The following is a 16,180-nucleotide window of genomic DNA, read 5'->3' as shown; positions in this document are numbered from 1 at the left end:
TAGAGCATAACATTATGTCTACTTTTGTTCTGGCCGCTTTTTTGGTTAGTTTACTCAGTTTTTCGGGTTACGCTGCGATCGCCTACCTGTTCCCTCAAAATCGTTCCCAAGACTAAATAATTCGTAATTCGTAATTGAATTCTTAACTACAAAATACGAATTAGTAATTAGTTAATTTCCTTTCGCAATAATTCTGGAATTTGAGAAGGGCGTTCGGCTACTGTAACTTCTGCTTCTTTTAAAGCAGCTAATTTACTTTGGGCTGTGCCAAAATTGGGATCGCGTCCGATAACTGTTGCTAAAGTCCCGGTTTGACGCCAACTTTTTCCTGGTGGTGCAAGTCTACCTGCAATGTAGGCAATTACTGGTTTATCAATTGCCTCAGCAATGTATCGGGCTGCTGCTTCTTCACTACCGCCACCAGGTTGACCGACTAAAACGATCGCCTCTGTGGTTTCATCCTCATCAAGAATTTGCAACCATTGCAGAAACGAGGAACCAACGATCGCATCACTACCAATACTGACACTAATCGACTGCCCTAAACCTGCTTTTGTTAATTCGTAGGCAATTTCGTAGGTGAGGGTACTGCTACGACTAACGATCCCCACTGTTCCAGGAGTATAAAATTCGCTGGGTTGAGTCCCTAAGAGAATTTTTCCTGGTACAATGATTCCTGGACTATTTGGCCCGATTACCAAAGTTTCACAGGCTTCGGCTTTGCGGAGTAATTGCACCATATCCAAAGGCGGTACACCAGCAGTAATAATAATGATCTGGCGAATCTTAGATGCGATCGCTTCTAATGCCGCATCTAGTACGTCATAAGGATCTACACAAATGATTGTCGTGTCAATTGCCCCAAATTTTTCTATCACCTCCTCTACCAAATCAAATACTGGCAGTCCATGCAGTTCTTGTCCGCCGCATCCAGCATTAACACCAGCTACCAAATTCGTGCCATAAGCTTTCATTTGATCGACATAAGTGCTTGATATAAATTCACAAAAGCCTTGAATTAAGACTTTACTTTCTGGCGTTAAGTTCATAAAAAATTACCTTAAATTTACCAAGCCAGTGAGTTGAACCACTGGGCTTGAAGAAAGGGACATGAAAGTGCTGAGTAATGAGTAATGAGTAACGAGTAATGGAGATGAAGGATAAATAACTCCTGCTCCCTGCCTTATTCCAACGACAAATATTGACACCCACCTAACTTATTGCTCACTACTTTTTATTAACCGTTGGTTTAGCAAGACGAACTGCTGCATCCACTGCCTCATCTAAATTTTCTACCACGAGAAGCGCGTTGCTGTGAGTTTTTAGTGTTGTCAAATATTTTCTTGCAGTACTAAATTCAGAACCAGCCAGGCGGACAACTAAAGATGGAAAATTAAGCTCTCGCCGCACTTTATTACCATTAGAACGTATAGTTTCTGATTGAATTTCGCTATTGTCTGGCTGCACAACTCTGGCGATCGCTTCAGTTACTTCCTCAGTTTGAGGAATGTTACCTAGAAAGTTAATTAATATTACTTGAATACTTTTATCAGCCTCCAGCATTTTCAGACCCATTTCTAGGCGATCGCGGAAGGTTGTTGGTGTAGTATCTGTAAGGAAAGCATGACGTAGATTCAAACAAAGACCTGGATTACCACCAGCATTAGCGACTAAATCCAAAGTTGCCATCACCGAACCAGTACCATTACCTAAAATACCGATTTTTCCATGCATTGCTACACCATCCCAGTCGCCTAAAATACCGTTGATTTCAGTACTGGTATGACGGCTGATAATTTTTGCCGCCATTTCGGCAAGATCGGGATGACGCTTGATCGCCCGTTCGTTGACTCTGACTTTACCATTGAGAGCCATAACTTGATTAGTAGCACTGACTGCCAAAGGATTGATTTCAACTAAATCCAGGTCTTTTTGCACAAATAAGTGGTACATCTTCTCCACAACGTTGCTTACCGACTGCATCAGCGTCCCTTGCAAACCCATTTTCAAAGCTAGTCGTCGGGCATAAAATGGCGAGAATTCTTGTTCTACGACAACATGGTGCATTCTTTCGCCAGCAGATTCCCAATCAATGTCCGCTTCTTTGCAACCTAAAAGTACTGGTCGGCAGACAGCAGTATCTAAAACCACCGCTAGATAAAATTCCTGGTTAGCGTCGTATTGGGATTCTGCCAGCACAACTTCCGGCAATTCGCCCCAGATTGGTAAACTAAAGATATTTTGAGCAGCTGCGATCGCATCGATAGTCGTTTGAGCAAATCTGACTCCACCAGCTTTTGCTCGTTCTGCTCCGTGTACTTGAGATTTCAGTACAATTGGAAAGCGAATTTTTAAACGTTTTAAATCTGTAGGATGGTCAATTCGCTGGGAAGGCAATACCGGAATGCCTATCTTCCCAAACCATTCTTTAACTTGGTACTCTAATAAATCCATTGATACACCTTGTACTGACACTTTCCAAGCTTTTGCTGATTGCTGTCTTAATATTTTGCAGCACCTTTATTGCAGAATGAAGCTTTTGGCAGCTATAAAAATTTATTTTTCACGGCTCAATTTTATCGAATTCACCAAATGAGGCACATTAATTTCGATAGCCAACCCGTTTACAACACATAATTAATATTCTCAGCAAGCTTCCCAGCATAGAAGATAATTAGCATTTCTGTCAAAACCCTCTGACATAACATCGTTTTCTTAACCTTTGGATAATTTGGTAACAACTACTCTGCAACTAGAATCTTCCAGGACACTAGCTCCTATGAATTTAATTGTGGCGAAATAATGCAGTGAAAATACCCAAACACTCTATTGTTCCCATTTTTTATTTGTAATTTATATCTGAAGACAGATTATTTAATTTTTCACCTATGAATCTGAAAATGTAGCGCGGCGAACAATAACTGCTTTTTTAATTTTTGGTGAAAAGTCAGAATTTGTGTTAGAAAGTTGGTCGTTCAGATTTTCAGGCTGTGGTTGGTTAAACTGTGCATTCGCATTCAATAAACCGAGAAAGTTCGTTTCATCCTCTTAAAAATAATCAAAACAATATAGAAGTTCAGCGGGAAAGCTCTATGAAAGTAGCAGTCCAGCAGGAAGATTTACAGCTTTTAGCCAAAACTTTACAGGAACAATTACTTGTAGAAGTTTCAACAGCTGAAGTCTTCGAGGTTAAGTGCGCCGTCAATAAAGACGAGTTAATGATTTTAACGCAACACGCATCAGATGTAATAGTTGACGCTCAACTAATTTTTACAGTTATTGAGGAAGTACTTCAGTCTCTAGCACCCCACAAAGAACAACGGGTGCAATGTTTCCTCAGAATTTTTGGTGAACAAATCCCTTATGCCAAATGTTTTTTGGAGTTGAAGCAGACGGGGGGCAGGGGGCAGGGGGCAGGGGGTAGGGGGCAGGGGGTAGGGGGAGCAGGGGGAGATGGGGGAGATGGGGGAGATGAGGAAGCAATATCTGATTCATCTTCATACTCCTCATCATCTCTGACATATTCTCCATCAATTGATGAGGCTGAGGAAGAGGAACTGTTTGACCCCTTTGCAGATGTGCCGAATTTGTCGGCTACAAAGCCAAGATTTCAAGTCAAACCGATCCTACTGGGTGCAGCATTGTTGGGAATTGTAGTCTTAGGCGGTAGTGCTTACTTTTTGACTCCTCCTTGTGTGATGTCTGAGTGTAAAGAAATGCAAAACGCCGAGCAATTAAAAACAAAATCCTCGCAATTGATGCGCCGCGCCAAGTCTGAAAAAGAATTAACTACTATACAACAGGAACTTGAGACAGCCAATGCAACTTTGAATGCAATTCCTAGTTGGTCGCCCCGTTACCAGGTGTCAAAAGAACTAAAAGCAAGTTTGTCTGGGCGGGCAGAAAAAATCAACCAGGTTGTCAAGGCTTTGCAGACGGCATCTTTGGCGACACAAAAAGTTCAAACTCCTGCATCTAGCCTAGAGGAATTACAAGCTAGGCAACACTTATGGCGCCAAGCTATAGCACCATTAGAAACTATAAGTTCCAGTAGCGAACTCTATGGATTGGTGCAGGGTAAATTACTTAATTATCGTGTCCATTTACACGCTGTAAATCAACAGATATTTACTGAGGAAAAATGGCTGAAAAAACTAACAGCAGCAAAAGCTGTAGCCGTTGCAGCCGAGAAGCAGGAAGCTAATGCTAAATCATTGAATGACTGGCAAAAGGTGCAGTCTACTTGGCTAGTAGTAGTTAATGCCTTGAATACTATTCCCTGGAATAGCGTTGGATACCAAGAAGCTCGAAAGCTATTGATAGATTATAAACCGAAGTTAGTAGTAGTCCGCGATCGCGCTACTAAAGAACGATTAGCTGGCCAAACCTACCAACAAGCCCTGATCGCCGCCAAGCAAGCCAAAGCTTATGAGCAACAAAACCAATGGCAAGCAGCAGCAACATACTGGGATCAGGCTTTGCAAACTACTAAAAAAGTTCCCCAAGATAGCTTGTACTATACTCAAGCTCAGTCTCTTATCGAACCCTACTCAACATCCCTCAAACAAGCACAAGAAAAATTACAAGTTGTTAGTAGTTTCCAACAAACCCGCACTGACTTAGATAAAACCTGTATTAATAATGGAATGCGGATTTGCACTTTTAGCATAGACAATGCAGGAATTATTGTCCGCTTAACGCCTGAGTATGACCAAATAAGGCAAAATAATTTGGCTAATCCTTATTCTGAAAACTCGGATACTGCTGTTGATATTACCAACCACTTGCAAAGCTTACGGGAAGCGCTAGGTGTAATTGGTGACAATGCTAACCTGTCCCTTTTCCTCTATGATTCCAAAGGTCAGGTAATTTATACACGGACTTTAGGCGGTTAGAAAAGTTAGGAGTTAATCTAGAAAGTTTCTGTATAAGTTTCAAAGCCTCTATCCGCTTCGGAGAGAGGTTTTTAGTATGCTTGACAACTTTGCAAATATCCTCTACTTTTATCTGAAAAATACACTATGTTATTGTTTTTGTCTTTTTAATTCACATTGTTGAAAAATATAATTAACGGCCGCAAATAATTTTAATACTGGATAGATGAGATTTTCACAAATAGCATCTTCAGAATTATCAATAACTCCATCGGTAAATAGCAAATCTAATTCATCTTTGAAAGACTGTTCAACAGGAAATGATACTTCCAGGATAAAATTAGACTGTACATATTTAATTTGAAAATTTTTAATGACAGTGCTAATACTTTTGTAATTACTAAATGCCATTTTTTTATTTACCTTTTATTGAAAACTTTATCACTTATGAATAAAATGATGTTATTAAAATCATCAAATCAAACATCATTTGCTAAAACGCTAAAACTGTATGGAGCAACAGACGGTTCGCACAACACTGACTCTGCCAAAAGATTTGCTAGAGGCAACGGATAAAGCCGTTCAGTCAGGAAAAGCCAGAAGCCGCAACGAGTTTGTCACACGGACATTACGGCGTGAACTCGCTGCTCAAAAACGGACAGAAATTGATGCAGCCTTAGCAGAAATGGCAAATGACGTAGAGTATCAAGCCGAAGTTTTGCAGATGGAGGCAGAATTTGCTCCGGCTCAGTGGGAAGCTTTGAAGTTGAAGGAAACTTCCGAATGAGGCGGGGTGATTGGATATAGATTAATCTCTTCACCTCACCAATTGCGCGGCAGAATTAAAAAATTGACGACACAATCCCTTTGTGACTAAAACTGTTGTCAACAAGTTAGCGAAAGCAACCATGAACGCAATCAAAATTTCGTAAGATACAGCATCCAAGGGTTTCACACCAGCTAATAGCTGTCCGGTGGTAATTCCTGGTATTGCCACCATCCCGATGAGGATCATTTGATTGAGAGTGGGAATCAATCCGGCTCTGATGGCGTCTTTGCGGTACTGGCTAACTGCTTGCTCTGGAGTTGCACCTAAGCTCAAATGGGTTTCTATTTCGAGATGGCTGGAATTAATGGTGTTGACAAGGCGATCGCCTGCGATCGCAGCTGCATTGGTAGCATTACCTAAGACGATCCCTACTAAGGGAATTATATACTGTGGTTCATACCATCTTTCTGGTTGAATAATCAGGAAGTTGGTGTAAAACACTGTCAGGGCGGTACTAATTAAAATTGCACCCCACACTAAAGGCAACAGATGAGGAATTTTTTGGCTGATGCGATTTCGTGCGACAATCGCCGTAATTGTCAGCATTATTGCTAATAGCGTCAAAACTGCCCAAGCATTGTCTAAAGCCAAGATGAAATCTAAAATGTATCCCAATACAAGAAGTTGTAAGATGGTTCTCCCAGTAGCAAGGGCTAGGTTCAACTCTAATCCTAATTTTTCCCAGGCAGATAAACCAATGGCGATCGCCATCAATCCCACAGCCATAGCTAAATCCACGAAATCCAGTTTGATTAGATCCTGCATAAGTTCTCTATCTTCTGGTATTTTCTTCTCAAACCAGTCCACACAAGAGGAACTTTGATCCGATGTGTTGGATCTTGAGTAAAAAGGACTGGATACTGGGGATTAGGGACTGGGGATTTGGTTTTCAAGCTAAAAATTATGGAATTTGCTTTAACTCCTCCCAAATTTTTGAATGTTTTCCCAGTACCTAGTCCCCAGTCCCCACTCCCGGAGCGGCGTTCCTCCCCCAGCAACGAGTACCTATCGTGTGAGACTTCTCGCCGAAACCCGTTGATATGTATCACTTTCATCAATTCAAAATTCCAAATGGTACGACCTTAACATGGCAAACACCTAGTATGCCTATATCTGTAAATTAAATGTGCAGTAGCTTACTGCACCACAACTTAAGTAAAATCCCTAATAGATGCGTATCTTGGGCGATAGTCTTTTAGTAGCTTTTCTTTGATTAACAATTCAATCAGCAAAAATTGACTGTCGAAGTGCATCCTTTGTATCTCCCGATTAAATAAGAACTCATGATCCAAAGTGTAAATCCCATCCCTGCCTTTGATATCAAGCAGCAATACACCATCATTGAAGCAGAAGTAAGTGCAGCTGTCTTAGAGGTTTTGGCTTCTGGTCGCTATATTGGCGGCCCCTTAGTTGAAGGTTTTGAACAACAGTTTGCCGCTTACAATACTGTTAGTGAATGTGTGGCTTGTAATTCTGGTACTGATGCGCTTTTCTTAGCGTTACGAGTCTTGGAAATTGGTGCAGGCGATGAAGTGATTACAACGCCTTTCACCTTTATTGCGACATCTGAAGTGATTAGCGCCGTGGGGGCAAAGCCTGTTTTCGTCGATATTGACGCAACTACGTTTAATTTGGATGTAGAGCAAGTAGCGGCAGCAATTACACCCAAAACTAAAGCGATTATCCCGGTTCACCTATTTGGGCAGCCAGTGGATATGACATCATTGATGGCGATCGCTCAGTCTCACAATTTGGCAATCATTGAAGATTGCGCTCAGTCTACAGGCGCAATTTGGGCCGATCAAAAAGTCGGAAGCATTGGACATATTGGTTGTTTTAGCTTCTACCCTACCAAAAATCTTGGTGGTTGCGGCGATGGCGGCGCAATCACGACTAACGATCCAGCGATCGCCACTAAACTGCGAATCCTACGAGATCATGGCAGTAAAATTAAATATTTACATGAAGAAATTGGTGTAAATAGCCGCTTAGATGCTCTTCAAGCATCTATTTTGCAGATTAAGCTACGTTATTTAGATATTTGGAATGAGCGCCGACGAGATATCGCCAACTATTATTACCAATATCTGTGTCAAATTCCGGGGATCGTCCCGCCCCAAGAATTACCTGGAGGTATTGGAGTATGGAATCAATACACTATTCGCATATCAGGCGAAGGGCGAAATGGTTCTAGCGCCAAATATCGAGATTGGGTGCGTAGCCAATTGCAAGAACAGGGTGTAAGTTCAATGATTTACTACCCCCATCCTTTACATTTGCAGCCAGTTTATCAGGATTTGGGCTATCAAATTGGAGACTTACCAATAGCAGAGCAAGCTTGCCATGAAGTCATATCTTTGCCGATGTTTCCAGAATTGACACAAGAGCAGCAAGACCAGGTGATTTATGCCTTGAAAGAAGTTATGAGTTAGGAGTTAGAAGTTAGAAGTTAGAAGTTAGAAGTTAGGAGTTAGGAGTTTTGAATGCATAAGTTTCTTCAACTCATTACTCATTACTCCTAACTCATTACTCCTAACTCATCACTCTTAACTCCTTACTACATTTGCAGTTGCTAAGGCTTCTACTAAGCTACGCACGGCAGCAATCATCGCCACTTCGCTATTGAGTTGGTTGATAGCGGAACCAACACCAACACCAGCAGCACCAGCCGCGATCGCTAACGGTGCGGTAACGCTAGAAATGCCTGATGCACACAATACTGGCACTGACACTACACGGGAAATCTCAAAAGCTGCTGCCAACGTGGGAGCAGCTTTTTCAATTAATCCCAGAGTTCCGGGGTGAACTGGGTTACTGCTAGTACCGCCTTCGGTTTGGATAATATCTGCTCCAGCTTTCACCAGTTCTTCTGCTAACTGTACCTGCTGATCTAGTTCCAGGATATGGGGAACGGTGACAGATAGGGTAATTTCAGGCAGGAGAGCGCGAGTTTGCTTAGTCAACGCTAGTACTTCTGGAGCCTCAAAGCGGCGTCCTTGAGCATAGAAAGAATCAAAATTCCCAATTTCAATTAAATCAGCACCAGCTGCTACAGCCTGCACAAATTTATCTGGCTCTACTGCCGAAATACAAACTGGTAAATTTGTCAACTTTTTAGCTAGCTGGATTAAAGCTGCATCGGCAGCAATATCGACAAAAGTAGCACCGCCAAATTCAGCAGCTTTAACAGTAGCAGCAACGCTAGCGGCGTCGAAATTATTCAAGCCGCTAATCACTTTTAAAACGCGGCGGTTAGTAAATGCACGTTGGAGTCTGGAATGCATCGTCATAGTTTAGTTTTTGAAGCTAAGAAAATTAGGTATATTCTACCGTCCCTCAGTTGATTAGAGGCTAGATCGCTACGGCAGTTGTCAAATATTGATAGTTTTATCGTAAATTAAGGGGTTTAAGATCCTTACCTTTATACGTAGTTCCGAAGCGGAGTCGAAACCACTCCGTTCATTTACCCTGCGGGAAGCAAGGTACAGTCGGATTTAAATCTGCGTCTGTTCGCGTAACGTGCTGTAGGCAAAATGTTTTGAATTTTGAATTTTGAATTGTTAACACTATTCTAGTCAAACTCTGGAGGCCACAAATCTGCAATTGGTACTTCCCATCCTGGGAGGAGTTCGGGAACTGTTAAAATATCGCCATCACGAAGTATTATTGCCTCTTGTCCAAAATTGTAAACTTCAACAATTCGCTCATCTGGATTGAGCAAAATTCCTACCTGAGTTCCTAAACTCAGAAATTCTTGAATTTTGGCTCTCAGATCCTCTAAATTGTCGCTAGGGGACTTCACCTCTACAGTCAAATCGGGAGCCAATTGAGCAAAAGACTTCGGACTGCGACGCAAACGTTCAGCTAAAACAAATGAGGCATCTGGTGCGCGCAAATCGGAATTAGGCAACCTGAAACCAGCGCTAGAAGCTGCTGTTCGTCCCAGTTTACGCGGTCTAACCCAGTTATGTAACTGGGCAATCATGGCCGCTGCGACTTCATCTGATTCGTATCCTGATGGACTCATAACAATAATATTACCCTTCACTAGTTCCATCCGAAAGTCAGGATGCTGTTGCTGCATTTGTTCCAAGTCTTCAAGGGTTAGGGACATAAAACCTCTAGTTACACGCCTTGTATCTATTTTAATTATGGAGACAACAGACCTCTCCAGGTGCGATCGCCCCATAAATTCCCCAGTCATCGCTAAACCTGTCACTGCTATCTTGCGGAAACTAGAAATATGCGATCGCACCAAGCCGCAGTTTTAGCTATCCAAAAAGCATTAGTAGCACCATAACTATTAATAAACTAATCTACTCAAATTTCAGTCAATCCATCACGATTTAGGTGGAAATGCAGTTGCCTTGTCATTAGACTTAGTATAAATTGCTATAAAGAAAAGCTATGACTAAAAAATAGCTAACTTTATTGAAGGTGGGCTTGGTTATATAAAAATTAAAAATATTACGGCTTTAACCCATTAGCTAAAAGGTTAAATCTCCGACTTAATTTGACAATGAAAGCGAATGCAAAGCCATTCACTTTCCGTTTTGTTCTGGACGAAAAACATTACCAAGTTAAAGCTAACAAATATCTTATTCAATCTAAATTTCTATTTAAGGATTATGACAAAACAGCCAGAGAGTTATCACTATCCAATCAGAAATCATTCTACTAAAAAATTACTAGAAGCAAGCACAAATATTGTTTTCATAGATCCAAAAGTTATAGATTACCAAAGCTTAGTAGCTGGTATCATCCTCGGTAGTGAAGTCGTTATTCTTGATCCCAATAGAGATGGTTTAGCACAAATCACCGAGTTTCTGGAAAAACGTAAATCAAATTCAGTCCAATCAATTCATATTGTTTCTCACGGAAGTGCGGGGAGTTTGCAATTAGGGTCAGGCAACCTCAACCTCAGTAACCTGGATAGCTATGCAAATCAGTTACAAAAATGGGCAAGTGTTTTAACTGAGAATGCTGATATTTTGCTGTATGGCTGTGATGTAGCCAGTGGTGAAGGCACAAAATTTGTACAGCAGATTAGCCGAATAACTGGTGCTGATGTTGCCGCTTCCACAGACAAAACCGGAAGTGCAGCTTTAGGTGGCAACTGGGATTTAGAAGTGAAGACAGGAAAAATTGAGGCTTCCCTGGCTTTTAAATCTGAAGTCATAGAGGCTTACAAGTCTATTTTGCCATCTGTACCAGGGTCAGTTAGTTTTACTGGCACATACTCTCAAAACTTCAACAAATTAGCTGCCTCTGGAACATCTATTGCTTGGACTAATGATTCAACCATTCCAGGCTGGTATTCCACAAGAACTACTTATAACGCTGGTTCTGGCACTAATAATACAGGTGCAATGTACAGTTTTGGTACGACCACAGATCGGGCACTTGGTTCTGTAGCTTCCGGTACTACAGGAACTATTTATTATGGGTTGCGCCTCCAAAACAACACCGGTTCACCAATTACTAGCTTGCAAGTAAATTATACAGGTGAGCAATGGCGTAATGGTGGCAATACATCGCCGCAACAGCTGAAATTTAGTTATCAAACTGGGTCAACTGTTGCAAGTTTAACAACAGGAACATGGACACCTGTCACATCGCTAGATTTCACCGGGCCAATTGCAACTGCGACCGCAGGCCCCTTAATTGGCAATCAAATTGCCAATCGAACTGTCATAGCGCCTGTAGTAGTTAATCTAGCTACCCCAATAGCTAACGGTGAAGAGATTATATTACGTTGGGAAGATATAGATGATGGAGGCAACGATCATGGTTTAGCCATTGACGATGTATCTGTCAAAGTAGATGGCACCACTTATATAGTAACTAACACTAATGATAGCGGTGCTGGCTCCTTAAGGCAAGCTATTATCAATGCCAATAATGATCCAGGGATTGAGACAATCATCTTTGATACGACTGGAATATTCGGTGATGCCACCCCCGACACCATTACCCTCACTTCTGGGGAATTGAATATTACTGAAGGAGTGATCATTCAAGGAACTGGGGCTAATAAACTTACCATCAGTGGTAACAATACTTCCCGTGTTTTTAATGCTAGTGCCTCCCTCTCAATTGATGGGTTGAACATAACTGGGGGAAATTCAGTAAATAATGGTGGCGGCATTTACAGCACCAGTAGTGTCACAGTCAGCGATAGCAGTATTTCTGGCAACACTGCCAGCACTAGTGGCGGCGGCATTTACAGCAGTAGTAGTGTCACAGTCAGCGATAGCAGTATTTCTGGCAACACTGCCAGCACTAGCGGCGGCGGTATCTACAGCAGTAGTGCCACAGTCACCGATAGCAGTATTTTTGGCAACATAGCGAACCTTGGGGGAGGTATATACAGCACCAATGCCACAGTTAGCAATAGTACTCTTTCTAGTAACACTGCGAACAGCAATGGCGGCGGCATTTTCAGTAACGGTAGTAACGGTAGTGTCACGATCAGCAATAGCACTATTTCTAGCAACACAGCAAAAACTCATGGTGGGGGCATCTACAGCACTAACAATACAACAGTCGGCAATAGCACTATATTTGGCAACATTGCTGATAGTGATAACAATGCCCAAGGTGATGGTGGCGGTATTTATAAATCTGGGGGCACGGCCAGCATCAGTAATAGCATCATTGCTGGCAATATTGACCCAGGTAATCAAGGAGCCGATGTCTTTGGTAACAACTTCAATGGTAATGCTTACAACCTGATTGGCAAAATTGCCGGTAAATCGTCTGGGACTCTGGGCACGGGTACAGATATTATTAACCCCAATCCTGGACTCAAACCGCTAGGAGATTACGGTGGCTCTACACAAACTCACGCTCTAAGCTTTTCTAGTCCTGCCAGGAATGCAGGCGATCCGGCTTACAGTGGTGGTTTAACTACTGACCAACGCGGTATAGATTTTAACCGTATTGAAAGTGGGAGAATTGACATTGGAGCATTTGAATATGTGCTTCCAAAAGTCAACTTTGGTGCTGCTACGTACAATACAACAGAAGATAGTACCGCCACTACAGTAACTATTTCTGTTACTTTAAATGCCTCTCCTGAAACAGCTGTCACAGTTCCTATTGTCGTCAAAAATAGTAGTACGGCTACTAGTGGCAACGATTACACTTTTTCCCCTACTACTATCTCTTTTGCTGCTGGAGCAACAGGCGCAAATTTAACACAGCTAATTACTTTTACTATTAACCCAGACGATTTACCTGAGAATACAGAGACAGTTGTACTCAACTTCGGTACGCTAACAGGAGCGGATTTGGGGACAATAACTGAAACTACTTTAAATATTGCTGCTAATGATGCGATTCAATATGCAATTTCCACTCCTACCTCAACTTTAACAGAAGGTAATAGCGGTACTCAAGCTGTTAGCTTTACGGTTACTCGCAGTGGTGGTATTGGCGTTGCTAGCACCGTAGATTATGCTTTTAACGGTACGGCAACTTTTGGCAGTGACTATAACAATATTCAAGTTACGGGTGGAGGGAATGCTGCATCTGGAACTTTAAGCTTTGCCGTTGGGGAAACTACAAAGACAATTACAGCCGATGTTTTGGGTGACAACACTTTTGAACTTAATGAAGACATTACTGTTACCCTGAGTAACCCCAACCTCACAACTGCGCCGGAAAGTTCCACAATTACTAACAATTCAGCCACAGCAACCATCATCAACGATGACAACCAACCAACTATCAGCATCTCGGATGTCTCGGTTACTGAAGGAAACACAGGTGCAACAAATAACGCTAACTTCACTATCACTCTTTCTAATCCCAGTTCTCAACAGATTACTGTAAATTACAACACAAGTGACGGCACTGCTAATGCTGCTGACTCAGATTACAATTCTACTCCGGCGACGATTACTTTCAATCCTGGCGAAACCAGTAAAACCCTTAGCATTGGTGTTGTAGGCGATAACAAATTTGAAACCAATGAGACATTTTCTGTCAATCTTTTAGGTGCGACAAATGCCACAATTACTGATAGTTTAGGAGTTGCTACCATCATCAATGATGACAATCAACCAACTATCAGTATCTCAGATGTCTCTGTTAGTGAAGGCAATACAGGTACAACGACTAATGCTAACTTTACTATCAGTCTTTCTAATCCCAGCTATCAGCAAGTTACTGTAAATTACAACACGAGTGATGGTACTGCTCAAGTTGCTGACTCTGATTACAACTCTGCTTCCGGGACGATTACTTTCAATCCTGGCGAAACTACTAAAACTCTTAGCATTGGTGTCATCGGTGATAACAAAGCTGAAACCAACGAGGCATTTTCTGTCAATCTTTTGGGTGCGACTAATGCCACGATCGCAGATAATTTAGGAGTTGCTACCATCATTGATGATGACAATCAACCAACTATCAGCATCTCGGATGTCTCTGTTAATGAAGGCAATACAAGCACAACAACTAACGCTAATTTTACTATTAGTCTTTCTAATCCCAGTTATCAGCAAATTACTGTAAATTACAACACAAGTGATGGTACTGCTCAAGTTGCTGACTCTGATTACAACTCTGCTTCCGGGACGATTACTTTCAATCCTGGCGAAACCAGCAAAGTTATTAGCATTGGTGTCATCGGCGATAACCAAACTGAAGCCGACGAGACATTTGCTGTAAATCTTTTTGGCGCGGCAAATGCCACGATCGCAGATAATTTAGGAGTTGGTACTATCATCAACGATGACAACCAACCAGCTATCAGCATTTCGGATGTCTCAGTTGCAGAAGGCAATACAGGAACAACTAACGCTAACTTTACGATTACTCTCTCTAATCCCAGCTATCAGCAAGTTACTGTAAATTATAACACGAGTGATGGTACTGCTAATATTGCTGACTCTGATTACAATTCGGCTCTAGGGACGATTATTTTTGCTCCTGGGGAAACTAGCAAAACTCTTAGTATTGGTGTCATCGGTGATAACAAATTTGAAACTGACGAGACATTTGCTGTAAATCTTTTGAGTGCGACTAATGCCACAATTAGTGATAGCTTAGGAGTTGGTACTATCATCAACGATGACAACCAACCAACTATCAGTATCTCGGATGTCTCAGTTGCAGAAGGCAACACAGGTACAACAACTAACGCTAACTTTACTATTAGTCTCTCTAATCCCAGCTATCAGCAAGTTACTGTAAATTACAACACGAGTGATGGTACTGCTCAAGTTGCTAACTCTGATTACAATTCGGCTCTAGGGACGATTACTTTCGCTCCTGGTGAAACTAGCAAAACTCTTAGTATTGGTGTCATCGGCGATAATCAAGCTGAAACCAACGAGACGTTTGCTGTCAATCTTTCGGGTGCGACAAATGCTGCGATCGCAGATAATTTAGGAGTTGGTACTATCATTAATGATGACAACCCAACAACTGTCAGTATCTCGGATGTTTCAGTTGCAGAAGGTAACACAGGCACAACCACTAATGCTAACTTTATCGTCACTCTCTCCGCAGCGAGTTTGCAGCAAGTTACTGTAAATTACAATACGAGTGATGGTACTGCTAAAGTTTCTGACTCTGATTACAATTCTGCTTCTGGGATGATTATTTTTGCTCCTGGGGAAACTAGCAAAACTCTTGGTATTGGTGTCATCGGTGACAATAAAGCTGAAACCAACGAGACATTTTCTGTCAATCTCTTCGGTGCTACAAATGCCACAATTACTGATAGTTTGGGAGTGGCTACTATCATAAATGATGACCAACCTCCAAGCATCAGCATTGCAGATGCATCACTCAAAGAAGGCACAACAGGGATGACAACTAATGCTAATTTTGTTGTCACTCTCTCTAGTGAATTCTATCAACCGATAGCCGTAAGTTATAGCACGAGTGATGGTACTGCCCAAGAATCTGACTCAGATTACAATTTTGGTTTGGGGACAATTGTTTTCAACCCTGGTGATACGAGTAAAACTATTAGTATTGGCGTTAGAGGTGATAATAAAGTTGAAGCCGATGAAACATTTTTTGTCAATATCTATGGCGCGGCAAATGCTACCTTTGCTAATAACCAAGCAGTCGGTACTATCATCAATGATGACCACCAAGTTTTTTAATTTTAATACTATGTAAAACAGGAGTCAGAATTCAGAATGTCAAAGCTGTACGAGCGCGACACCGATGCAACGCCGCCAGGTCACTTGACATTTGGACTTCTGCCTTAACTTGACACCGATGGCAAGATGCCCACCCCACAAGAGTTAATTGGATATTTTTTTATTTGTCAGTCCCTAAGCATTAAGAACATGATATAAAAGCGTAGCGTTTTTAATGCAAGTCGATGCCTTAATATTATCAGGTATTGCCAAATTTAATTTGCTACGAATTAATGAAATGCCGTACTAAGATATTTTTGAAGGATAGCTTTTGAGTATAAAAATGTGACACATACCAAAACTGTAGGTTTGAT

10 protein-coding genes are annotated in these 16,180 nt (G+C 41.6%); 4 read left to right on the top strand and 6 right to left on the bottom strand.

The genetic code is table 11. The features are described 5' to 3' along the window. Positions 1 to 167 precede the first annotated feature (167 nt). The gene (locus V7L31_RS01090) at positions 168 to 1,049 is read right to left on the bottom strand and encodes a succinate--CoA ligase subunit alpha (RefSeq protein ID WP_334694544.1); all 882 of its coding nucleotides are present in this window, start codon (positions 1,047 to 1,049) and stop codon (positions 168 to 170) included. 178 nt (positions 1,050 to 1,227) lie between these two features. After that, entirely contained in the window at positions 1,228 to 2,454 is a 1,227-nt protein-coding gene (locus V7L31_RS01085) for a succinate--CoA ligase subunit beta (RefSeq protein ID WP_334694543.1), read from the bottom strand. A 638-nt stretch (positions 2,455 to 3,092) separates the two neighbouring features. Here V7L31_RS01085 and V7L31_RS01080 point away from each other — a divergent pair. After that, a complete protein-coding gene (locus V7L31_RS01080) occupies positions 3,093 to 4,895 on the top strand; it encodes a hypothetical protein (protein WP_334694542.1) in 1,803 nt (600 codons plus the stop codon). Positions 4,896 to 5,024: 129 nt separating this feature from the next. Here the strand turns inward: V7L31_RS01080 and V7L31_RS01075 are convergent, their stop codons facing one another. After that, complete coding sequence (locus tag V7L31_RS01075) at positions 5,025 to 5,285, bottom strand: hypothetical protein (protein WP_334694541.1); 261 nt, start codon at positions 5,283 to 5,285, stop codon at positions 5,025 to 5,027. 100 nt (positions 5,286 to 5,385) lie between these two features. Between V7L31_RS01075 and V7L31_RS01070 the strand changes: the two genes are divergently transcribed. After that, complete coding sequence (locus tag V7L31_RS01070; RefSeq protein WP_334694540.1) at positions 5,386 to 5,661, top strand: ribbon-helix-helix domain-containing protein; 276 nt, start codon at positions 5,386 to 5,388, stop codon at positions 5,659 to 5,661. A gap of 30 nt (positions 5,662 to 5,691) precedes the next feature. On the opposite strand, the gene V7L31_RS01065 is transcribed toward V7L31_RS01070, so the two are convergent. Next, complete coding sequence (locus V7L31_RS01065; protein ID WP_334694539.1) at positions 5,692 to 6,468, bottom strand: ABC transporter permease; 777 nt, start codon at positions 6,466 to 6,468, stop codon at positions 5,692 to 5,694. A gap of 518 nt (positions 6,469 to 6,986) precedes the next feature. Between V7L31_RS01065 and V7L31_RS01060 the strand changes: the two genes are divergently transcribed. Continuing rightward, entirely contained in the window at positions 6,987 to 8,135 is a 1,149-nt protein-coding gene (locus V7L31_RS01060; protein ID WP_334694538.1) for a DegT/DnrJ/EryC1/StrS family aminotransferase, read from the top strand. 114 nt (positions 8,136 to 8,249) lie between these two features. Here V7L31_RS01060 and V7L31_RS01055 read toward each other — a convergent pair whose 3' ends face one another. Together V7L31_RS01055 and V7L31_RS01050 are read right to left on the bottom strand one after the other, a co-directional pair. Beyond that, positions 8,250 to 8,993: a DUF561 domain-containing protein gene (locus V7L31_RS01055; protein ID WP_334694537.1), complete on the bottom strand. Its 744-nt coding sequence runs from the start codon at positions 8,991 to 8,993 to the stop codon at positions 8,250 to 8,252. Between the two features lie 281 nt (positions 8,994 to 9,274). Further along, positions 9,275 to 9,817 carry a Uma2 family endonuclease gene (locus tag V7L31_RS01050; RefSeq protein ID WP_334694536.1) on the bottom strand — a complete coding sequence of 181 codons (543 nt, stop codon included), beginning with the start codon at positions 9,815 to 9,817 and terminating at the stop codon, positions 9,275 to 9,277. 514 nt (positions 9,818 to 10,331) lie between these two features. Between V7L31_RS01050 and V7L31_RS01045 the strand changes: the two genes are divergently transcribed. Beyond that, positions 10,332 to 15,827, top strand: a complete 5,496-nt coding sequence (locus V7L31_RS01045; RefSeq protein ID WP_334694535.1) for a Calx-beta domain-containing protein — start codon at positions 10,332 to 10,334, stop codon at positions 15,825 to 15,827. Positions 15,828 to 16,180 lie beyond the last annotated feature (353 nt).

Source organism: Nostoc sp., from assembly GCF_036916655.1.
Taxonomy (GTDB): Bacteria; Cyanobacteriota; Cyanobacteriia; order Cyanobacteriales; family Nostocaceae; genus Nostoc.
This window is presented reverse-complemented; position numbering and strand designations above follow the sequence as displayed.

Coding starts and splice junctions, on each gene's coding strand:
- V7L31_RS01075 (WP_334694541.1), bottom strand. CDS start 5,285: ATGGCATTTAGTAATTACAAAAGTATTAGCACTGTCATTAAAAATTTT.
- V7L31_RS01065 (WP_334694539.1), bottom strand. CDS start 6,468: ATGCAGGATCTAATCAAACTGGATTTCGTGGATTTAGCTATGGCTGTG.
- V7L31_RS01070 (WP_334694540.1), top strand. CDS start 5,386: ATGGAGCAACAGACGGTTCGCACAACACTGACTCTGCCAAAAGATTTG.
- V7L31_RS01055 (WP_334694537.1), bottom strand. CDS start 8,993: ATGACGATGCATTCCAGACTCCAACGTGCATTTACTAACCGCCGCGTT.
- V7L31_RS01050 (WP_334694536.1), bottom strand. CDS start 9,817: ATGTCCCTAACCCTTGAAGACTTGGAACAAATGCAGCAACAGCATCCT.
- V7L31_RS01085 (WP_334694543.1), bottom strand. CDS start 2,454: ATGGATTTATTAGAGTACCAAGTTAAAGAATGGTTTGGGAAGATAGGC.
- V7L31_RS01060 (WP_334694538.1), top strand. CDS start 6,987: ATGATCCAAAGTGTAAATCCCATCCCTGCCTTTGATATCAAGCAGCAA.
- V7L31_RS01080 (WP_334694542.1), top strand. CDS start 3,093: ATGAAAGTAGCAGTCCAGCAGGAAGATTTACAGCTTTTAGCCAAAACT.
- V7L31_RS01045 (WP_334694535.1), top strand. CDS start 10,332: ATGACAAAACAGCCAGAGAGTTATCACTATCCAATCAGAAATCATTCT.
- V7L31_RS01090 (WP_334694544.1), bottom strand. CDS start 1,049: ATGAACTTAACGCCAGAAAGTAAAGTCTTAATTCAAGGCTTTTGTGAA.